Origin of the sequence: Pedobacter sp. PF22-3 (genome assembly GCF_026239555.1) — a bacterium.
Taxonomy (GTDB): domain Bacteria; phylum Bacteroidota; class Bacteroidia; order Sphingobacteriales; family Sphingobacteriaceae; genus Pedobacter.
In genome coordinates, this window is record NZ_JAPIVP010000003.1 from 233,615 (window position 1) to 255,575 (window position 21,961).

Here is a 21,961-nt window from a genome sequence, read left to right on the forward strand (position 1 = left end):
AAGCAAAATTGTATGGAAATACGTCGGTAACAATGACCATAAGTTTGCTATGGTCATATACGATAGCTGAACTGCCTGTTATTTTTCGATATAGTTGACAGGCACTATTCTGAAAAGTTTATGTTCAGCTTTGATTTCTGTTCCCTTTGAGGTTACATCTCCTTTATTGCCAACATAATAATTACGTAGCGTTTCTACTGATAAATCATCGCCACCGTCAGAAAAGTACTTGCCGATCAGTCTTGGATAGACGATCTGGTGATCGCTCAAAATCAGTTTTCTGCCTGATGGCAGTTCAAGTTTCTCAACCTGCTTCAACAAATCGATAAAAGTAGCAACATAACCTTCTTCAATTCTGATCTTCTGGCTTACTTCGAAAACTTTTAGCTCATCAAGGCGAGCTTGGAGTTCTTCGATTGTTTCCTTTTGCCTTTGAATTGTATTTTCCTTTTCTTCAATTACCAAGTGAGGTGGCCTAGCATCCCATATGTCTATGCTCTTCAAGTATCTTTCGAACTTTTGCAATCTTTTCAAGCTATCCTTATGAATACCGTGATTGTTTGAAAAAGGATCTTGTATTTCGAAGTGCTTTATCCTTATTTTCACAATCTGCCACACATGTCGGAAAAATTCTTCCTCGTTTACAAGATTATTTTCCAGTGCGTAATTAAGATGATAACTATAGTAGTCTACAAATTCTCTTTCCTCTATTCTGTAGATCTTTAGTAGAAAGTGGTTGTCGTCATGTTTATGCCATAAGCCTATGAAAGTACCCAGATCATACGGGTGAGACGAAAATGAAAAGGGTTTGCGCGGTTTGAAGTAACTGGGGTTCATAAGCTATGATTCTTGAATAAACTAATTTAAGGTTTTTTCAAAGAATGCACATTTAACAAATTGCTATACGTATCACTTGCTTGCTTAGGACTAAAGGAATTATGACTCTTATAGTCTAACAGTCGTATTATGAGGAAAAATGTACTTTTCTGACTTACAGAACCAATTTACGAACTATTTTTGGAACTGCAAAATTTTGCTCCGTTACGGTTTTATTTAAAGTCTATTGCATTTGAACTTTCTGAATTTATTTATGCCATTTCACTTTGAACTATATTATCGAACCAAGCCAAAAGCCACAGGGTGTGATCTGTGGCCATGAATTAAAGTGGTTATTGCTGATTTATTTCACTGATTTTCAGCTTAAGTATTGAGTATATTTGAAATATACCCAAATATATTTTTATGAAGCGTTTTATTGGATATTTTGACCTGCTGGGTTACAAGGAATTTATTTTAAATAACGAAACCGAATACGTCAAAAGCAGATTAGGCAACGTACTAGCGGTTATAGAAAGTTGTTTGGGGCGTGGCGAGTACGAGGAAGCGCCGCAGGGTTTTGTTGCCGATATGAAGAAATCAACAATCCAGTGTCTCAACATATCAGATACCATTATATTCTGGACAAAGGATAATTCCGAGACTAGTCTCGCTGAGTTCCTTGAGGTATGTTACACCTTCAATTGGAAAATGAATACCTTTGAATACCCCATGCGTGGTGCAATGGTTTACCAGGAAATCGAGATCATTAATGGAGCAAACAATACTGACGCGGGGGGCATGTATAACGTCAATACAATATATGGTAAGGGGCTGATCAATGCTCACCTAAAATGCGAGGGTCAGATGTGGGCTGGTACCGTAATTGACAAGTCCCTTGAAGATTTTATTTTGAAAAGCCCAAGTGGTAGCGCTATTTTAGAACCAATTGCCATCAGATATATAGTGCCTTACAAAACAGTTCCGGTTGGCCAGACCGAAGAGTACGCCTTACGATTGGTTTCCTCATCAATGGAAGATACGGCTTTCAAAAATTTGCAAGCGGATTTGATCGACATATTTAACCGGGACAATAAAAGTATGGGTGGTACCGCTCCGTTAAAATTGGATAATACCCTACTCTTTGCCGAACTGTTTAAAGCGTAAAATCCATTTAAGGAAAATAAATAATCAGAAATATAGCAATGAGCATTTCTAAAAGACATCATTATATTCCACAGTTTTTAATTCGGAGGTTTGCAGACGCAGAGGGAATGCTTTATCTCTATAATAAAGAAACTGGCACTTTTGCAAAGGAGAAAAGAAGTACCAAAGCAGTGTTTTTTGACATGAATCGCAATACTGTCAAAATGGGTGGTGTTGAAAATGACTCAATGGAAAAACTGTATGCTGTGCTTGATGAACGTTTCGCTGATACCCTGAAAGATATTTTAAATAACGGTAACCTCTCAGTAGGCAATGTTGGTTCAATGCTGATTTTTGCATCGACTTTGAAGTGGCGGGTAATGGCAAATGATGGTAAGTTCGATGAGGCTGATCAGAGGCTTGGCTATGAGGACCTTCCTATCACCATAAAGGTCTCCAAAGAGAATCAGGTACAGAATGAGGAAGCTATCCAAAATCTTGTGAATTCTGACCTATTTAGAATGTCAAAAAGGGTTATCCTTCCTTTTTTGCCCTTTTATGGTGATGAAGGACTAAGTGAAAATAAATTGCTGAAGGCCCATAACCGCAGCTATTTCCACAACAACGAAAAAGTAATATCAATCCTTGGCGATTCTCCCATAATCGAAGATAAAAATGTCTCAGACCATGATTTCGGTAATTTTATCTTTCCGGTTGGTAACCACGACACTTTTATTTGTTCAGACAGAGGCAATCAACAGGTAAACCACTATGCCTTTTATGTCAATAAAGATTTGGCAATGTTTCATCAGGCAGAGAAATATGTAGTGTGTAGTAATAAGGAACACCTGGAACAAATCATTCAGGCGTATAATTTTTTAGCGGCTGGAGGTAACCTTAACCAGATTACTGATTTCATTTTTTCTTTTACTTAATTCTGCTTGAAAAGTTTAAGCACAGTGGAGTTGAATTGAGAGGTTAACTTTTTAGCGCCTTGCAATTTAATAATATGTAATTTTCGACAACCAAATATATAATACAAATGGATGAATTTGAAAACTTTGACGATACGGACCATCAGCCCGAGATTTTAGAATTTATTCGTGAATATGACAAGGTCAGCCTACTTAAGGCTCTGGCCGCATTACAGCTTTCCCCGTTGAATCAGGGAAAAGAGGTAAGAATGGAGATGATGATTAATGATGTCTTGCTGTATGGCCAAAATAATAACTTGCCCGTGCCTTACCAAGTCCTGGTTGACTTCTTTGGAAAACACTACAGAATGGGCTATATGGAGGATCCGCTAATAGCGCATTTTACCGAAAACGTAGTTTTTTTTGGCGGAAACTATACCATTTACCCGGGCAACTTTTCAGATATATCGGATAAACTTAAGGCAATTTTGGGCTCGATATTCATGGTTGATAACGCGCTCAGTTACGAATTTAAAACGAAAGCGGATTACCTGGCCATGCTCTTGTTGAGTTGCAGCGAACTCTTGGCCCAGAAAGCAGGTACTGGTCGATATATCGTTGAAGAAAGCGAAGAGGAGCCAATTTTTATTCCTGAACAAGAGGTTTTTAACCAACTTATGACTGCCGTAGTTATTGGCAATGCCACGTTTAGCAAACTATCTAAGGCATACCAGATCCCTGAGGATCTGATGAAAGATTTTTTAATTAACGACACCCCGATTTCTGAGGATTATGATCCGGAAGACTCAGTGTTTTTAACTCAGCCCTTTTTCGAAATTGAAGATGGAATTATTTGCCTGACACCATCAATAATTGGGTTTGCACTGTACACTCGTATTAGGTCGCTTGCCGATGAAACTAATGAAAAGGAAACTCTCCGTGATGCTTTCCATCAGTGGCAGAGTACCAGGATTTTGGGATTTGCCAAACGCTCGCGTTGGGCAATGGTTGGGGTAGAGCTTCCTGAAAATCCAGCGGGACAGCGGATGATTGAACAGGTGTTTCAGATTGACAGCAACAAACTGGTTTACATCTGTTTGTTAAAGAAAATGTCCTCCGATCCTGAGGAAATTAAATCGGGCACGGTGTATGACCGTATGGAAAATGTTGTTGATCATCTTAACAAATTGAATAATGGCAATACGAAAGTATTATCAGTTTTGGTGGGAGGTGCATTTGATGATCAATTAATGCTCATGTGGCGTAAACCCAAAGAGGGAAACCACAATCTCGTCTTCAGTTTCAGCGACTTGGAAATCGTCATGCAATCCGAGGATATTGAACCCCTTATGCTTTGGAAATTTGCAAAAGCCCACAATCTTGCGGCCACACGTACTGAACACAAGTTTATGGCAGATACCATCGATATGTTTGCCTACTACAAGAATAATCATGGTTCGTTACTTCCCTCAGATGAGGCACCTGGATTCATGATTTTTTCGGGAACAGCAACAGAATACGTTCGTGACTTAGTTAGTTTTAGAGACGAACATGGTGCAAGAAGGTTGGTCGATGGCAAGTTAGCCGACATCACTGTAAAAAGGGTAAGAACCTTTGCCCCACTCTATAAGGAAGAAAGGCAGTCCCGGTATAATTCAATGCTGGTAGAGTCGTACAGATTCCCGCTATGGGTAACCAACTCGCAAGCTAAGAATAAGGAGGATAGTATCAAGATTTCAATTTACATCGAGGCTGTTGCTTTTTGGATGTTCAGGCTATCCGCTGAAGTTTCAGCGTATCTCAATCAATTGGGAAAGAGTCCTGTCGAGATACAGTTAGAACTCGACTCGTCGTTGCTCAAAAAGACGGAGCCATATGAATACCTAAATTTAAAGCCATTTACTGGCGATCTTGATCTTATCGTAGAGCAGAGACAGATTACCGTCACTATTCCTTTTGCTATCGTCAGCTTATTATCTGATGAAGAGAACGGAGGTGAACAACTTCTGATGAAAACCATTCTGTTGGGATTCAATGTTGTTTTAAGAAAGTCAGGTTACGAGCCTATTGCCGAAGAACATATAATTCAGGTTATTAACAGGGTGCTTAATCCAAAAGAGGCAAAAATGATCTTATTTTCTGATAGCTCTAGCAATCCCCTGTTGGACAATCGAAATTTGCCACCGCCTAGGTATCTTATGGACACAGAACAGGAACTGATCTCAGACCACCTGGTTGAGATGCTCAATCCGGCAACTCCGATTCCCAAAGAAATTACAGATATCAAAGAAAAGCATAAGTTATGTATGGAGTTGGTTAGTACATTACTGGAAAAGGTTGAAAATAAATTAAAACGCTTTGATACACCAAAGCTCTTGGAGTATTTGGTAACGCTGAATGAAAGGCTGATTTTTCAATCCCAATATAATTCTTTACTGCTTCCCTCTAAAATCGCATGCTATAGCGACTTCCAATCAGAAGTAACGAACCTAAAAAAACAGGACGGGAAACTCGCTCCAACTTCTCTGGCCGTCCGGGGTGTTATTGAATTTATAATCGCTAGTCCGTCATTTGACGGAGAACCTGTTAACATGGACGACATTGACGAAATCATTGCGCTAATGGACGAGGCGATAAGATGGGCTACCGTTGCGGATTCGATTACCCTGCTCGGAAATGATCCTGAAATCGGCCTTCTTAATTCAGGTAGGATCGGTATTCTTGATAACTTTGCAAATGACATTTTTGCTCCGTTTAACAACTCAAGAGCTGAGGCAGAGGTATACTATTCTATGAATCCTGGGCAAAAGGACGATCAGTTTGATGAGGGTAAAGTGTTTGTAAATAATGATGTTACTGATGCTGCTTTTTTGGAGGAATGGGGTGTTAGTTTTACAACCATTACTGCACTCTTCGGAAGCTTGCAAATGTTTGGTCTGGAACAGGGCAACTCTTTTATGACAATGAAAGAGGATGAGTTTTTGACTGAAATTCCAAAAAAATTCAAAAAAGCGGTGAGTGAAAATGAACTTATGGTGGCAATCAATCTTTTTACACTTGATCCCCGGAAGGCTGTAAAAAAAGCACCTAATGGTTTCATTGCAAAAGACATTTTACCATGGCGGGTAAACAGGGCGTTAAGTTTTGTTAGAAGACCAATCATCCGGATAACATACCCAGGAGATAAGCAGCCTACCTACCATTGGGGCTTTCGTCACCTAATGAGTTCTTACATGTCCCTTACCGGGCTTGTATCCTCTAATAAACTTAAGGTTACCGAAGACGGCCCGATTGCTACAAAAGTGATGAGTATTTTTGTTAAGTACCGTGGAAAGCAATACCGCAATGAAGTTTACGATTGGCTGAAACAAAATACATCTCTCAGGCTAATCGAATATGAGGTGACTATTGAAGAAAAGGGTCATTTGATAGCGGATAAAAATTATGGAGACGTCGACGTAATGGCGATCGATGATAAGTCGAAAATAATTTATTGCATCGAATGCAAAAATACGGCATCTGCTAGAGCTATCCACGAAATGAAAACGGAACTGGACAGCTATATAGGTCAGGATGAAAAAGGAGGGCATATATTGAAACATTTAAACAGACATAAATGGTTGAATGAACATATTGACCAACTCGAAAAATTTGTAGATGATCCCAAAGGATACAAAATCGTATCCTTTGTGCTAAGCTCCAATGTGATTCCTGCTGTTTATCTTGCAAAAAATAAGGCTGCCCTTCCAATTGTTTCCTTTAGGGATATGGTAATAAATGGATTTGAATCGATTAGTAAAATGCTTTAACTCGTGACTATGCTTGATTTAAAAAAGGAAATATCGGATGTCGAAGCAAAAATTAGCCGGATATCTGATGCGTGGAGGCAATTCTTTCTGGAATACATGGCATGTAAAAAAGAGATCAATTATGACAGCGAAGTCAGGACGAACTATGTAGCGGATGTATTTATTTATTTGCGTGATACACTTCCTTTTTTAAAGGAAACAGGATCAGACAAAGACCATATGAAGAATGTATTTAATGCTTTTGGCGTGCTTCAAACGCTTTATGTGCAACAGGATCTGATAGACGAACTGCTTTTTATTTTTAAGCTTCAGGAGAGTAAACATCTAAGCAAAAGCATAAACCGGAACCTTCGAAACGAACTTGTAGGACATCCCGTGCGCAGAACCAGGGAAGAAAACCTGATTTCCTCTGTATTTTTAGGGAGGGGATTTTCGCCTGATGGTGTAAACTACGTCCGGTATGATTACCCGGATGGATTTAAAAGCAAGGTGGTAGACCACACTTGGGACGATATACTAAGTAGACACTTTGAGTTTTTGAACCTTTATCTGGGTCAGATTTGGGATAGAATCCTGAATATAGTTAAATCTTTTCATAAAAACCTGGTAAGCTTCCTTCCGCTGATTGGTAAAATTGCTTTTACTAAGGTCATTGATCTTGCTGAACACCGCTTTGAAATTTTGTTTAAGCATAACGATGCCTATGATAAGGATTTTTTAATTTCATCCAACGAACGGTACCTTGAGCATCCCAGGTTTAAATTCATTGTTGACCTTTTCCTTTCCGAGTTGGTTGAATGTGTGTCTGAAACCATCGTAACAGCTGAAAAATTCATTAATCCCCAGGTCGTTGAAAGGGTTGTTACCGAAGCCCCAATATTTACAGTTGAACTGGTACAAGCAGGGCAACTCAGCGAAGAGGAAATCAAAGCCATTCAGAAGTCTGGAGAACTATCCTATAATTTGTCAAAGCTCTACGAAGATCACCCCATCTTTGGCATTGATTTTTTTATGAAGACCTATGGCACCGATCCTGTCATATACACTGAACTGCAAATGATGCGGGAGAATCCCAATAGCCCACTATTTGCCTGCTGCTATGAATACCTCAAAAGCTATATGGAGGAACGCCGATCACAAGAATAGCCACTTCATCTATGCTTACACAATGGCAGACATTCCTCGATAACTAACAAGAACATCATCAAGGCTTAAATGACGGTGGTCACTTTGATAATATCCATTAATAATAAGTTCCCTATAATAGGATATATCTGTTGTAAAATCCTCGTTTTTATGTTTTTGTATAAGCATTTCCAATTCCTGCGCAGTCTTATTGAAAGCTTGCACACTGACTTTCGAAATAGCGGTCAGGGCATTATAAGCTGCACCCGTAGCGGAATCAGGAAATGCCAGTGTCTTATCTAGCCCGGTGGCATAAGCGAAATCCAAAGCCTCAATGAATATGGGGATGGTTTGTTCAAATGGCATCTCCACGCAGTTGGTCATGATCGGATCCTGCCTATGGTTGAAAGGCACTTTATTGTTGTTTTTTAGATAGTTTAGCCAAAATTCCAATCCTTCGATTTTTTTAACACTTAAAAGTAGCTCACAAGCCAGGAGTTTATGACGTTCTGTGAACGAAGGCCCGGCCATGATCTGTTCAAGAATAGGCAAAATAAGATCCGGTCTCTTAGGAAGTAGATTTTTGACGAGGTACCAGGTCCAGAATATTCCATGTTCGTCTGCTGCGGGGTCAGGAACAGTTAAAACTGAAGAGAAATCTTCTATATCACCTCCGAGCGATAGATAGAAGTCCGCAAGCCTCGTTTTATCGTGTTCTGTAAAGACCGGATGAGAGATGATGGCCTTGTAAAGTTCTGGCAGACATTCCTTGTACCGCAACTGCTCACATATCGAAAAATGATTCAGCAGGCCCCATGTTGAAAGCCCATTTTTAATGTTCTGGAGAACCGTTTCCTTCAATAAATCCTTGTCGGTAATTTTCTCCAATACTACCTTTGTGATACTGGTTTCTCCTCTGAATCCACCCCTGAAGTCTGAAAGGAGCAGTTTTAGCAAAAGGGTATCGGACAGATCAAATTGAAGTATTAGGAACAATCTGTTCGTAAATTCAACTAGCCGATTAAAATTCGCCCCGCCAGTACCATTGTCCCTAACTGCGTTGGCATAATCTAAATTCTCAATATTTGCTTTGGCCCATTCAGTCGCAAAATCAATGAGCCTAGGCTCTATGGTGATTTCTTTTTTCTTGCGGTTTTCCAGCATACGCATGACCTGGTTGATCTTGAAGGTTTCCCATTGATCGCTAGTTTTATAATAGGATAGCATTTCTGAAACTGTTATTGGAGTTTTCCTGGCATTTTTTCTGATCTCCATGAATGCTATGGAAGGCGTGAATGGATTGTGGTAGTATCCGGCAGCACTGTAAAGATCCTTTGCCGTAACGGCCTCTTTTCCGCTGTGTTTAAATATTGCTTCAAGTTCTTCCACAAAAAGTTCTTTTTCAAGTAACAGTTGCTGATTCTTTGTATCGTACAGCGCAGTATTTGCCTGAAAATTGAAATTGTCTGTAGGTTCATCAAACGCAGTTCCAAACTCTTCAGCAAGCCTTTGCGCGAATTTTTCATGCAGGTTTTTATTGATCCCGGAAATATTCCGGTGAGTTCGCATCTGATCAAATGTTATCTTACCCGCTTTGTATTCATCTATCAAAAACTCACAGCTTTCTTCTTCTGCTAAGGCCATAAGGTCATGATTGTATTTCTCGTATTTGTATATTTTTTGAAATATACAGTTGAGCCCACAGGTCGCTGCAAAGAACTCCCTGAATGGAATAAGCCAGTCGCTATAAATAGAGACAAAATTTAGAGTTCTAAAAAGCTTGTACACAGCACCCAGGATTCTGGGGTTACTTGGGTATACTAAAAGTGATTTGCTTAAAATTTCAGCCATTTCCTTCGCTTCAAGCTTGAATTCATCACTTCCATCCAGGCCAATGAAATCACGATTCCTTGCGCCATAATTCAATATCTTTATTAACGAGTCTGCCGTTTTCAGCGACAGGATCACCATTTTCAGTCTTTCATCGGCGAAAAGCTCGTTTATTGACTGTTGACCTTTTTCATAGATCAAAAAGCTTTCTAAAATAAAGTTTGGATAGGAATCGGCAACACCTGCTTCGCTTAGGTAACTTACCAGGGCCTTACGTATGCTAAACGATTCCGTAGTTCCAAGTGCCCCCATTATTCCACTCACATCAGAAGGCTCAAAAAACTTGAGGGCCTCGTATGCTTCGATAATTCTCTGGATATAATTTTCAGATGCTGGCGTTCTATTGAATTCCCTCCACAAAATTGCCCTTAGTTTTGCTTCGTATATAAATCCCTTTCTGCATTCTGATAAGAGTTCAATCAGGTCTTTCGCCAGCCATTCCCTGGGGTTTGCCAACAATAGTGAATCAATATAGCCGATTGTTTCCCCATCAATCTCGACAAAATCGGCAAGTTCGTTTACGCGAAAATTAGACGAAGCGAAAAGCATAATATTTCGATCGTTGTAATAACTAATGATCCGTTGGAAAATATCTTTTCTGACCGATTTTGATACCTTATCCCTTTCAAACCTGACAAGCAGTTCAGGTTCATTATTACTTAGCCATTCTAAAAGATCTCTAAAATAATCACTGGAGGGCTCTGCGATCGCAAAAAGAAATGAAAACGTATTGAGAAACCTTGGCTGCAGTTTTGGCTTTTCATAGTTAAAGGATACCAGTGGTAGAATACTCTTAAATTCATTCTCCAGTAAAAAGCTTGCGCAGAGATACTCCTGAAGGTTTTTATGTTCAAAAGACCAATTTTCAGAAAGGTTCCCTTCCTTATTCATCAGGAAAAAATGCTTGAACAACTTGATGTAGTCCTCATTATCTAAAACCTTGCCCATCTCTGCTTCATCCAAGCTGCTTTTACCAAGCATGGTCATGCAAAAGGCAATCTTTTGAGCGAGTTTAAATAACAAATCCCTGTCCGCTGTGATATCATATTTGTCTTTGTCCCTTTTGAAGCGTTCGAATAAAATCTGCTCAAACATCGTTGCCTTGTTATGCGGAAAGGTTTCCTGTCCGTCAGCAAACAGGCTAACAAGCCTGGTAAGGTAGTATGGATTTTGAAGGTATTCAATAAAACCTGATTGCTCAACCTTTTCCAGGAATACCAGTTGTCCGGAACTCAATTTTTTCTTGATGTAAAAATCCACATCAGATTCATCAAAAGGATCAAGTACAAATGGCTGGAAAGACCTCAATGGAACTGCTGAAATATTATAAAAATTATACCTCGTCGAGACGATCACATTGGTTCTTTGGCGTACTCCGCAAAACTGGTTCAAGTGGTTGATAAAGGTTTGGTGATGCTCTTCTTTAACCTCATCAAGCCCGTCAAAGATCAATATCAAGCTTTCTTCAGGTATGCTTGCCCAGTCCTTATTGAAGATCTCAAGAATTTCAGGAATGGTTTGACCTTCGTAGTCTTTCAGGTAATTCATGACCGGGAATAAAGGCTCATCTCCATTGCTGAAATAGGCTGCAATACTTTCCATCTCCCAGGTTTTACCAAAGCCCGCGGTACTCAACAGAATAATTTTAAGCCCCTCCGCACCGATATGTTTCTTAAATTCATCGGTTAAGCTAAGGTATTGGTTCTTATCAATCCTATAGTGAAAGGAATTTTCAATATTTTTTAGGAAGCCTGCATGAGTGATTACCCGCCTGTCAATGTGATCTTTATCTGCCGTATAATTTAGCTTTGGAATTTTGAGATACTGCTTAAGGGATTCTTCATAAACAACCCCGTAGAATGCTTTCGCTATTTCAATATCAAAATATCTAGCTACAATATGTGGCTGAGGAGCTTGCCGCAAATACGCACATATACCCCGCCAGTCCCAGATAATTAGATCAATACCAAGTTTGGCCAGCTTATCTCTGAGCGTATCGATAAGGTCTTCATCTTTGATTTTTGTAAGGTCATAATTGGTACAAAGAATGAACTCCTTGGCTTTATCCTTAAATTTCCCTGCTAGGAATAGCTCGATAATCTGCTCCAATTCTTGAGGACTGATATAGGCCTTCAATTTACACTGCGCAACAGTAAGCGCATTCGTTCCGGATGCAGTTGCGTAGATATCTATGCCATCCTGGTCATTTCCTTGTTGCAGATATTCTCTTGCGTTTACAATATTCATTCGTGAAGCAAGCACATCTGTACAGAACTGCTCAAATGCTTTCCATTCCAGCACTTCGCCAATAGGTAATCTATCTAGTAATTCGTTAACAACAACAACTTTTGGTGACATTTTTGGGGCGTTTATATTCAAAGATTATAATAATAATCGGATTTTTGCTGGTGCTGGCATTTGCAGCATTTGACCTGCTGTTAGCATTTTAATTTCTCATCAGCATGGGCCTGGATCAGCTCAAATAAATAGTCGAGCAGTTCGGTAAATTCCGCGAATTTTTTCTGTTCGATCTTGATCTCGTGCAATTTGCAAAACATGCTCAACCCGGTATTCATCGCACGGTTCAGCCGAAACTGATTGCCCTCATCAAAATTCTCTCTTAGCCGGGTATTAAAGATTCGGATGTGGCTCCCCGGATGGATCTCATCATTAAGTTTACTTCCCTTAGGATGAGCAAAAAGTGTAGACAATCCAGCCATGATCATTCCGAATAATTTATGGTACCTGACCTCATCGCTGTCATCCTGGCTAATCAAACTTTCATAGGCAAAAGTATCTGCTTCCTGTTCCAATTGTTTGGAGAGGATAATTTCGTCTTCAGTAAGATCAAAACCAAGGAATTTTTTTTGGGCTATTTCTTTAAAGCTATTCCAGTGATTATTGACCAGGTGAGCAACTTCGTGGTACATGATATAGGTGATTGCATCAATAAAGATCACGTTTACGATCCTGACCGTTTCAGTAGTCGTCGCCGGATTTGGCAGACCATCTGGCCATTGTTCATCGCCACCGGTCTTTAGCTTAAATGCCCAGTCGAATAGCCAGTCCATTTGCTTGACTTCCGGATCCTGCCCGTCTATTTCCATATAATTGGCCGTTACCTGCTTTGCTGTTTTGGTCTTGTTTGCAGTGACCTCGTAAATAATATAGGTGATACACCAGATAAGGGTTAAAAAGCGCTGATTTAAAACAATCTCTTTGCTGTTGTGGTCCGACGAGGGACCCGAAAAAGATCCCGTATCGATTCTGATCCGGCGGCTTAGCTGACTGGCATCATACTGCTCCAGCCGTTTTTTACTTTGCTCGTTTACGTTTTCAAATGTGGTTGTTAATCTATCGTAAAGGGTCTCAATTGGGTTTTTATTGCTCATATGTAAAGATACCTCTAATATTTCATCGATTATGAAGGGGGGGGCTTGGGGTTTTAATGGGAAAGGTAGATTAAGCTACCTGATCTTTTTACCCTTCTGGAAAACCTTATAAAATGAGCAATGGAACCTTTGCTATTGTAAATGTTGACGACATTACAGAAAGAGACGACATGGTCACCGTTTTGATCAACTACAAAGCGAATAAAGGCAAATTATCCATGCTGATGAGGGGGGATTCATCTGATACGAATTGAAGCAGAACTCATCAGAGAGATATGGCTGTTTTCTGAAAGAACTGAGCAGGAAGATGAATTCTGGACTAAAGCAGCAAGTGCCTGATAAACCTTACTTTTTGCCGTGCTTTCTAAAAGCCTGGATAAGTTGGTAGATCGCGAATGCGATAAATATCCGGCTAAACCCCTCAACCAGACGGGCCCATGGAGATGCTTGTTGGCCAATACCTTTTGCAATTTCATCAGTTCTATGGACAGGGTTCAGGAATTCAGGCAGGTAACTCAGGCATTTTAGGAAATAATCTCTATCCTCCGGCTCCGAGATAGAGCCAATTCTGATATTCAAACCCAGAAGGTAAACAGCGAAAAATAAACTGCTTCCAATTGCGACCACCGCTAAGGCAAGTTGCCAGCTTTGGCCATGGTCATTTGAATACTTGTTGAAGCATAGGTTCAGCTTTTCCCAGAAGTTCTTTCTCCAGGTGATTGTTCTGTAGAAGGCGTTCATTTCTTTGGCGTAAAAATGATTCGCCTCCAGGTAGTCGCCTTTACCCTCGTTGATCTTTTTGAGCTGTGCATACGCTTGGCGCTGCTGGTGTTCATCTTCGGCGATGCGCTGCGGAAAAGTACCCTTGCTAAAAAATGTGTCAGTGATCCTGGAATCCTCAAAGCTCATTTTGATATCCGAGAGGTTTGAGTTGATAAATGAGGTCTTACCCAAATCACTTCTGCTTATAGAAAGTTCTTTTTCCAGCTCCAGGTTGGAAAATCCAAGCTGTCCATAATTTACAAGCCCGTTGAAAGACAAAGATTCAATGGAAACATTCAGCACCCGCAGTATTGTATCCTTATGAATATAAGAAGGGCTAAACTCTAACTTTCCGATTTTGCAACCGCTCACAACGCCATTGACCTTTCCCATCTGCCCAAAGGTTATTTTTCCTAACGATAGATCCACATTTTTTGCATGCTTTTCTATGGATAGCTCAGCGATGTTTTCTGATCTAATTCTTAGGCTGCCGAACGACCCGCCAGAAATTTTCAGTTTGTTTATAGTTGATTTGGTATCAATGTCGAAGCTCCCGTAGTCCCCATCATAAAATTCCAGTTCAGTCATTTGTACATTGCGCAGCAATACAAAGCTAACCTCTGTAACCTGCATGATACCAACAGGGTGATCAAAAATGGCATCCATAAGCGCCAGCGTTTTGATTTTGCAGGCCCCTATAAAAATAGAATTTTTAAAACTAGAGCCGCTCTGAAACCCAAGGTCCCTGAATTCACCCCCCTGGATTTTTATATCAGATTGTAAAATGCTGGATCCTGAGAAATTAAAGCTCTCAAATGTGCCGCCATTTACAGCAAATAGGTAAAGACCATGGCGGATTCCTGAAAAGGTAACGTCCTTAAAAGTGCCTTTGTGTATCACAAAATTGCCTGCGAATGAACAGTTTTGAAAATGGATGCTATACGGATAGGCGAAATCTTCATCAAAAACAAGGTGGCCGACTACCTCGCAGTCTATGATGGTGACCCGCTTGCCATCGTGATCTATTTTATAATTTTCACTATAGCCCGGCATTGCCAGAGGGGACCCTTTGAGGATAATGTGAAGGTAGACAGTCTCAATTCTTTTCAAGTTGGTGGCGTTAACAAGTAAGTAAAAGCAAGGTTAGCCAAAGATAGCTAAAAGGAAATTAGTCTTTATTAAACATAAGAAGGGGCTGAAAAATCTAGCGATCTCAGCCCCATTCTAAATTAACGCTCTCAAACGCAAAGATACGTAAAATCCTTTAATGACGGCTTTTGCCACTCTAATGCTTTGTCGGGGAGGACTATCTATTCTATTAATTCAGCACTAAGTTAGCCAGCCGCCTTCGGGGCGCAAGAATTGTTCGGCATAAACCCTCCTGTGGCCTTTACCCGCTTTGCCTTTTATTCCGCTGCATTCCCTGTTTGCTCAGCAGCAGGCTAGTTGGGCGCATAATTAATCAAATTTTCAATTTAAAAATTAAGATGATGAAAGCGCAAATTCAAAATTCCCTGTTCATGGTATCCGAGATCAAAGTTTCCTACATGCTAAATTTAAAGCCTGTGAAAGGCCAATGATCAGAAGCTCTAAATATGCCTATGAAATACTGTTCAATAACTGGGATCTCAACCGGATTGAAATGACAGAACAGTTCTTCATCCTGCTACTCAACCGGGCAAATCATGTGATCGGCATTACAGAAATTTCCAGCGGAGGATTTGCAGCAACTGTTGTTGATCCAAAAGTGATTTTCTCCGTAGCAATAAAATGCGCAGCATCAGGATTAATATTGGCGCATAACCATACAAGTTCAAATATGAGACCCAGCGACACTGACCTGTCCATTACCCGCAGAATTGCTTCAGCAGGAAAACTACTTGATATCGAAATATTTGATCACCTGATCGTTTCCAGAAACGGATATTACTCCTTCTGAGATCAGGGACTGCTCTAGTCCCTTTTTATATCAATTTAATCGCTATCTTGTGATTATCAAAATAGTAGATATGTTTAACAAATCTTACAACCAGGTTTTAGCAGAATGCGCTGTGCTGAATGGTAAACTCCGCGGACATACAGGCGGCAAACTGAATAGCCCCGTCCGGGTAGTTCAGTTTCGTCCGTCCAGCCCGGCTCAGGACGAAATTTTGTCCTGGAAAAATGTGATGATATGCGCTGCGATCATTACCGTGTATTTTTTGATCAGGGGATTATTCACCAGATAAGCTGATCCTTTTTCTTCTTAACTTAAATTTTTTTGCAGGCCTTTTTGAGTCCTGCTTTTTTTAGCAGTACATTATGAATGATTTACAAACGCTTCTTGATCCAAGCCAGAATGATATTAATGAAATCGAAGAATGGTTAGAGGCTGAATACCGGAAAACTAAAAAAGGATTTTATACTGATCGTGATGTTCTCGCCCAAAGTTTCAAGGACAAGAATTTGATCATCCTAAAGAAACAAGGAAAAGTAGTCTCCTTTATTGCCTGGAAGTGTTACACAGATAATACAGCCAAAATCTCTATTGCTGAAACGCACCCGGATTTCCGCAGGCGTGGGTTAATCAGGCTCCTGCTGGATGCTTTGATCTGCAATTTTCAAAAGAGTGGTATTTTGGTGATCGATCTGCATTCTATTTCAGAGGAATCCGAAGCCGCATGGAAACACCTTGGTTTTAATGAGTTTCCTGAAGATACAGAGGACGAGCAACCAGATGAAAAGGAACTATATAAAATAATTATTCCTGTATCAGCAACAGGCGGTATAGCAGACAATGAGACACTGGAATTGTGGCACATGGGTGATCATCAGATATCCAATGCAGCACCAAATGCCGCCTGGAGTCTCTCGTTTATTGATGGTTCCAGAAATTTGCAAAAGCCAATCGTCTATCCGGCGCATTACGACTGGTACATGTGCTGGAAAAGAGACGGAGTTCTTAGATACGACGGCAAAGTGAAAAGATTTCCTGCGCCAATTTATTTTGGGCGTTTTATGATTGTTGGCACTTTGCCTGATTAACGGGCATTTTTCCGGCTCAAAGCGGATAAGTATATTTGCACTGAAAAAATTGATTTATTAAAAAATATAATATGATTGAAGATTACGCACTCTCTTCAAAAGAACTCTATGAATTCTTAACAGAAAATGGTGTTACCCATTTACACCATGCCAATACGCTACTGACTTCTGTCAACCTAATAAAGGCCGGTTTTCTGGCGTCAAGAAAATTTGTAGAAGATCATCCTGACTTACACCAAACTCCTCAGCCTTCGGATGACAAGGATAAATTTCATGACGTATGGGATTCTACTTTTGTGGATGGTACAGACCACCACCTCATATTTAGAGGTAGAAACCTCTACGGACCTGTATTGTTTAAAATGAAGCTGGACCTTTTACTTTCTGAAGACCTTGACCAGGTCTACATTACCCGCTCAAACCCAATTTATTGGCCAGATGGCAAGCCATATCCTGATGAGCGTAAGTTTTATGGTTCCATGGAAGATGTAAAAAAGGATTATTCTTTTGGTAAAAAAAGAGAAGATGCACAGATCATGTTTACTTTCCGGAGCCCTGGAGCGAAGATCGACTTCGATAAATACCTGGATGAAATCTGGTATGATGACCCAAAAATGCGCGTACCATTTCGTGGTGGAGAAAAAGAAGGCAGGGATGTCCTGAAATTGGCGCTTGAAACCGCGTTAGAGAAGTATGGGAGGCGGCATTACCGATTGGAACAAAGGTCACATGGCACTCCCGCAAACTGCCATTGTTACAGGACTTATACTGGTCTGCAACAAATGAATCCAGTGGAATTCGCAAAAATGTTTGTCATCTAAGTTCTGCTGCGGATTCTATTTGTATTCTATTATTTTTTGAAATTCAAAGTACGCCTCTATTTTGTCTCCATCTTCGAGATCGGTTGCCCGCCTGTAACCAGATGAGGGTTCTCGCTCCCCCCAAATCGCCCAAAAGAATTTAAGCCCCTTGTTTTCAAGGTATGTGTTTAGAAGATCTTTTCGCAGGTAGACCATATTGTGGGTATTGTTGTGATCTTCATAGTAATCAATGTTTATGCTTGCTGGTTCCCAGGCTACATCAAATAGATTAAAGGTCTGCGCCTTTTCAACAAGCCCTAGGTTCATCGCAATTTCTTTGGCTAACACGGTTGTTGAGCCCGCCTTATTTATCTCCTTATTATCCGAGGGACCATGATAATTCATCACCGGCATCAAAACTTCGAACTCTTTTATTTCGCGAACAGTTATTGTCTTGGTTTTAGGGTATGATTTCTTCACAGAAAATGACCCGTTTTTTAGGATTTTATAGGTGCTATCGCATTCGTAGCCTTCCTCACCACGCTTTACCGTTTTTTCTGTGGTTGATAAGACAAATTCTAGCTGGGTCATATTGCTATAGGTTGCTTCTTCGAAAACGTAAATTTCTCCGGCAAAGGCATCGGTATTCTCATGTTTTTCGGGAAGCCACCGCCCGCCCAGAGATTGATCTGATATCCTGGCCAATAGCTCGCTGTATTCGTCCTTCTTGACCAGCAAGCCTCGGATAAATGCAAAGCGTTCCCGGCTAGACGTTTCTTCATTTTGCATAATATACCCATCCATACATACAAATTGATGGCTACCAGCCAACTTCGGTTCAAGATACTGTTCAATGTTTGGAAAATCATCCGTTTTTAACCAGTCGACAAGCGGTAAGGACCTGTCGCCAAGCAGGTCAACAGTTACTAATTTTTCTGTTTTTGGTGGTTCGGGGAAGCTGGGATCAAGGTCTGTACTTGAAATCCTGAATCGTGGGAAGTCATCTTGCAGCAAGCCCATATCCTCACGGTAACCTGCGATTTCGAAAAATGCAGTTCTTGAATATTTTTTACCATAACGCTCTACTGCCGGACGGTCGTGCCTGTTATAAGGATCGTTTGCAAAACTATCCTCCACTGATTTGAAACGATCTTCGGTCCATCCAAATTGGTCCACACGGTGAAGGATTTGCCTCCTGACTTTTTGTTTTTCGGGAGGGTTGCTGTAAGAGTGACCGCCTTTTACAATATAACCAATTGTATAATTACTGAAATCCATCCCTAATGGCGCTCTGTAAGTGGTATCTTCAGAATCTTCAACCATTGGAGGCTCAGTTCCATCAGAAGGGTAAGGAGATTTAATCCTGCTGTATTGCAAATCTGTTAATAGATTCGGTTCATGGATTAGTGCAATTCTAATACATCGGCTTGCATAATCCCGGGCAAGAACGTGAGTGGTATAGTGAGGTGCATGTTCAACGAACATAAGTTCATAAATAGAATTGCCGATTTTAGGAAGACAGTTCTGCTGGAAATCTTTGTTGTGGTGTGTCGCCATGCACATTCCATACAAGGCAGCAAGTGTCCGTTCCCAGAGATAGGGGTCATTACATGCTAACGAACTAAGGGTTATTTCGGTGTACTGTTGATAATATTTCCTTCCATAATAATAAAGCGCCCTGGTTGAAAAGTCCCTTAGTTGCCTGTTTGTTGAAACTAGAAACCATTGTATATACTGCGCCGCCAGATGCAGTTTGGCGGCACCGAGCTCAGATTCTAAAACTGTGCTTTTACACTGCTGTTCAAACTGTCCGATATACTGCATCAGACTACTTGCCGATTTTCGTACATGCGCTGTCCAGGAAAGATCGCGTTCCCAAACCGCCAAATTTAAAAGCTCAGCGCTTAAGAAACGCACATTCAGTGGATGTGAGGTGCTGGTAATTGTGTCCGTGCACATACTAATAATATGCGGCCTGCTTTTTGGCTTTTCCCTGAAATATCCGCGTACAAGAGCAATGTCCTCTTCCCTGATGTATTCTGGTTGTAATTTCCAGAGTGCATTTACTGATGCAGAATGAATCTCCCTGTCTTCCGTTAAGGGATAGAGATCATGCAGCATTTTTTGTTTATGTTTAGGAAAGAGCAATGCAAGCTCCTCAATAATGTTTTCATACAACGGATGCCGTTCGGTTTCGCTGCTTATCTTTTTATGAAAATCCGTATGCGGAAGCAAATCTTCCTCACTGATATTATCAATCAGGTATTTAGCGATCAGATAGCCAGACATTAATTCGTAGGTAATGCTGATGAATTCCTTTTCGCTGCGTAGATCACGGGTAATGATCAAACCTTCCCTGATAAGAATATCAGCCCTTGAGGTTTCTTCGTTATAATGGCCTGAGCCATCTATCAGTTCAAAATAATCTTCGATTGCTATTTCCCTCGCGCTGTTCTCCCATAAATATCGGGCGATCTTTGAGAGGTTGGTTTGGATGAATTGTTCGTTTTTGCGTAACAGATGGGATTTTAGCGTGACCGCCGTATTGATCTGGGTAAAGTACGTTTCAAATAAACTGTTTGAAGAATCGTCATCGATGATCACTTCAACCTCAATTCCCGATTGCCAGTTAGGGTTTTTTATTTCACAATATAACCGTAGAAAAATTGGTTTCTTAAAGCTATCTAAGTTTGAAAAGCTCAGATCAGCAGTGATGTGGTATTTTTTAAAGTATTTTTCAATGGCTTCCTTGGTAACCCCATATCCTTCGAATCCGTATAGGTGGTGAAATGACCGGGCGTTGGAATTTGGCCAAACCTCATCTTTGTATGATTTCCGGCAGGTTGTAATTAGGACCAGGTTTTGGAAACGCTTGATCTTACTGCTAAGCGTGGGAAGGTGGGTTTTCCAGATCGTGGAGAACAATTTATTGTGAACTGTTTCATTTAGGCCGTCAATTATCACGGGTATCCTAACCTTTGCCAAAGAGCCATAGATGTCAAGAGCGGTCAGCAGATCCTCAAATGAATAGTTCGCCGGAGTGTCAAGCAGTTTTAAGATGGTCTGCTCAAGATTTGTTTCATGGTTAAATTTGTCACCAGTTAAAAATATAGCAGGCAAACCCGCCTGAATCCTTTTATATGCAATATCGCAACTCGTATGGGTTTTGCCCTCTGCGGGTTTTGCAATGAAATGAATTTCATTGTCAAGGGAATGAATATAATTCCTGGTGAACCGGCCCAATTCTTCAAAGAAATTTTTAACAGCAAAATAGGTTTTCTTGGCAGGGCCTTGTAGTGATTCGCCTGATGAATAAGCGTATTCGCTCACCCTGCTTAAGTATTCATTAAAAATGCTATCGGAGCAATCAAACTCCAGGTTCGTCAGTGCCTGTATGTCATACTCAATAATATATTTCTTTATATCCTTTAAGATTTCATAAGCGCTGTATTTGTGTTTATCAAATTCTGCGAACAAGTTCATGCCCGCGGCTTTTTGCTCCTTCTCGTCTGAGTCATGAGCTGAGACTGCAAGGAAAAGTTTTAGCTCTGCGCAGATGTCACTTTCGATCAGGTTTAGTTTCTTAGTATACGCATCCAGGAGTGATGTATAGCTCTGGTTTACTAGCTTAAAGTCAATAATGGAATGAACGAAATCATCCATTGTATGAAGCCCAGGTTCATATTTATCTTTTACCTGTTCGAAACTGTCATTGAATTTACTGGTAAACCATTGTTGGTTAAATTCCAGTTCGCCAAAAAAGAAGCTTCTTACGCCTGCATTTTTAACATTGCCAATCAGGGTAATGATGTCATCCTCACCAATAAAATCTAATTGTACCGATTTACCATGAGGTATTTTTGACGGTAATATTTTCTCAAACCACTCTCTTTCCCCTTTTTTAGGTTTGCCGGTTTTTGTGACCGTGCTAATGGTTAGGTTTGTTCTTAGACATAAAAACCATTTCGTGAGGTTCGCATGATTTGCACAGGCTGTTTCCAGTGAACTTTCAATCGATGCATATCTGCTGCTCTGACCCAATCGACCATTGTCATCGTACCATTTGCATTGCCAGCCCCATCGTTCACCATTTGGCAGATCCAGGTAGAACTCTACCCCCGAATCACCACCTTCACCAGCAATTGCTGTAAATTTACCCATTTCACCATACTCCTTTTTCATCAGACTATAGATCAGCTGCTCAAAGGAATGAGTAGTTTTTCCGGAGTAGGCCTGCAATTTGTTTAGGTCAACCTTGTTTATGGTCATTTTAAAAGCGCTTT

At 40.5% G+C, this 21,961-nt stretch carries 14 protein-coding genes; 9 read left to right on the forward strand and 5 right to left on the reverse strand.

Going from position 1 to position 21,961, the window contains the following annotated elements; translation table 11 throughout:
• Window positions 1–78 precede the first annotated feature (78 nt).
• Window positions 79–837 carry a hypothetical protein gene (locus OQX63_RS05785; protein ID WP_265849942.1) on the reverse strand — a complete coding sequence of 253 codons (759 nt, stop codon included), beginning with the start codon at window positions 835–837 and terminating at the stop codon, window positions 79–81.
• A gap of 405 nt (window positions 838–1,242) precedes the next feature.
• Here OQX63_RS05785 and OQX63_RS05790 point away from each other — a divergent pair, with 405 nt between their 5' ends.
• From OQX63_RS05790 to OQX63_RS05805, 4 genes are all read left to right on the forward strand, one after another.
• Complete coding sequence (locus OQX63_RS05790; protein WP_265849943.1) at window positions 1,243–1,983, forward strand: hypothetical protein; 741 nt, start codon at window positions 1,243–1,245, stop codon at window positions 1,981–1,983.
• A gap of 38 nt (window positions 1,984–2,021) precedes the next feature.
• A complete protein-coding gene (locus OQX63_RS05795; protein ID WP_265849944.1) occupies window positions 2,022–2,897 on the forward strand; it encodes a DUF4238 domain-containing protein in 876 nt (291 codons plus the stop codon).
• 107 nt (window positions 2,898–3,004) lie between these two features.
• Entirely contained in the window at window positions 3,005–6,685 is a 3,681-nt protein-coding gene (locus OQX63_RS05800) for a hypothetical protein (RefSeq protein WP_265849945.1), read from the forward strand.
• A 9-nt stretch (window positions 6,686–6,694) separates the two neighbouring features.
• A complete protein-coding gene (locus OQX63_RS05805; protein ID WP_265849946.1) occupies window positions 6,695–7,831 on the forward strand; it encodes a hypothetical protein in 1,137 nt (378 codons plus the stop codon).
• A gap of 15 nt (window positions 7,832–7,846) precedes the next feature.
• Here the strand turns inward: OQX63_RS05805 and OQX63_RS05810 are convergent, their stop codons facing one another.
• Entirely contained in the window at window positions 7,847–11,809 is a 3,963-nt protein-coding gene (locus OQX63_RS05810) for an NACHT domain-containing protein (protein ID WP_265849947.1), read from the reverse strand.
• Between the two features lie 329 nt (window positions 11,810–12,138).
• Window positions 12,139–13,092: a phage exclusion protein Lit family protein gene (locus OQX63_RS05815; protein ID WP_265849948.1), complete on the reverse strand. Its 954-nt coding sequence runs from the start codon at window positions 13,090–13,092 to the stop codon at window positions 12,139–12,141.
• Between the two features lie 113 nt (window positions 13,093–13,205).
• Here OQX63_RS05815 and OQX63_RS05820 point away from each other — a divergent pair, with 113 nt between their 5' ends.
• Entirely contained in the window at window positions 13,206–13,346 is a 141-nt protein-coding gene (locus OQX63_RS05820) for a hypothetical protein (RefSeq protein ID WP_265849949.1), read from the forward strand.
• A gap of 91 nt (window positions 13,347–13,437) precedes the next feature.
• Here OQX63_RS05820 and OQX63_RS05825 read toward each other — a convergent pair whose 3' ends face one another.
• Window positions 13,438–14,964, reverse strand: a complete 1,527-nt coding sequence (locus OQX63_RS05825; RefSeq protein WP_265849950.1) for a hypothetical protein — start codon at window positions 14,962–14,964, stop codon at window positions 13,438–13,440.
• Between the two features lie 466 nt (window positions 14,965–15,430).
• Between OQX63_RS05825 and OQX63_RS05830 the strand changes: the two genes are divergently transcribed.
• The 4 genes from OQX63_RS05830 to OQX63_RS05845 all read left to right on the forward strand — a co-directional run bounded on the left by OQX63_RS05830 (window position 15,431) and on the right by OQX63_RS05845 (window position 17,699).
• Window positions 15,431–15,793 (forward strand): JAB domain-containing protein, encoded by a 363-nt coding sequence (locus OQX63_RS05830; RefSeq protein ID WP_265849951.1) that lies wholly within the window; start codon window positions 15,431–15,433, stop codon window positions 15,791–15,793.
• A gap of 70 nt (window positions 15,794–15,863) precedes the next feature.
• Window positions 15,864–16,082 (forward strand): hypothetical protein, encoded by a 219-nt coding sequence (locus OQX63_RS05835; protein ID WP_265849952.1) that lies wholly within the window; start codon window positions 15,864–15,866, stop codon window positions 16,080–16,082.
• Between the two features lie 73 nt (window positions 16,083–16,155).
• On the forward strand, window positions 16,156–16,878 hold the full coding sequence (locus OQX63_RS05840; RefSeq protein WP_265849953.1) for a GNAT family N-acetyltransferase: 723 nt from the start codon (window positions 16,156–16,158) through the stop codon (window positions 16,876–16,878).
• Window positions 16,879–16,949: 71 nt separating this feature from the next.
• Window positions 16,950–17,699: a hypothetical protein gene (locus tag OQX63_RS05845; protein ID WP_265849954.1), complete on the forward strand. Its 750-nt coding sequence runs from the start codon at window positions 16,950–16,952 to the stop codon at window positions 17,697–17,699.
• Window positions 17,700–17,714: 15 nt separating this feature from the next.
• On the opposite strand, the gene OQX63_RS05850 is transcribed toward OQX63_RS05845, so the two are convergent.
• Window positions 17,715–21,947 carry a hypothetical protein gene (locus tag OQX63_RS05850; protein ID WP_265849955.1) on the reverse strand — a complete coding sequence of 1,411 codons (4,233 nt, stop codon included), beginning with the start codon at window positions 21,945–21,947 and terminating at the stop codon, window positions 17,715–17,717.
• Window positions 21,948–21,961 lie beyond the last annotated feature (14 nt).

Coding starts and splice junctions, on each gene's coding strand:
- OQX63_RS05805 (WP_265849946.1), top strand. CDS start 6,695: ATGCTTGATTTAAAAAAGGAAATATCGGATGTCGAAGCAAAAATTAGC.
- OQX63_RS05785 (WP_265849942.1), bottom strand. CDS start 837: ATGAACCCCAGTTACTTCAAACCGCGCAAACCCTTTTCATTTTCGTCT.
- OQX63_RS05795 (WP_265849944.1), top strand. CDS start 2,022: ATGAGCATTTCTAAAAGACATCATTATATTCCACAGTTTTTAATTCGG.
- OQX63_RS05845 (WP_265849954.1), top strand. CDS start 16,950: ATGATTGAAGATTACGCACTCTCTTCAAAAGAACTCTATGAATTCTTA.
- OQX63_RS05835 (WP_265849952.1), top strand. CDS start 15,864: ATGTTTAACAAATCTTACAACCAGGTTTTAGCAGAATGCGCTGTGCTG.
- OQX63_RS05820 (WP_265849949.1), top strand. CDS start 13,206: ATGAGCAATGGAACCTTTGCTATTGTAAATGTTGACGACATTACAGAA.
- OQX63_RS05850 (WP_265849955.1), bottom strand. CDS start 21,947: ATGACCATAAACAAGGTTGACCTAAACAAATTGCAGGCCTACTCCGGA.
- OQX63_RS05790 (WP_265849943.1), top strand. CDS start 1,243: ATGAAGCGTTTTATTGGATATTTTGACCTGCTGGGTTACAAGGAATTT.
- OQX63_RS05815 (WP_265849948.1), bottom strand. CDS start 13,092: ATGAGCAATAAAAACCCAATTGAGACCCTTTACGATAGATTAACAACC.
- OQX63_RS05830 (WP_265849951.1), top strand. CDS start 15,431: ATGATCAGAAGCTCTAAATATGCCTATGAAATACTGTTCAATAACTGG.
- OQX63_RS05840 (WP_265849953.1), top strand. CDS start 16,156: ATGAATGATTTACAAACGCTTCTTGATCCAAGCCAGAATGATATTAAT.
- OQX63_RS05800 (WP_265849945.1), top strand. CDS start 3,005: ATGGATGAATTTGAAAACTTTGACGATACGGACCATCAGCCCGAGATT.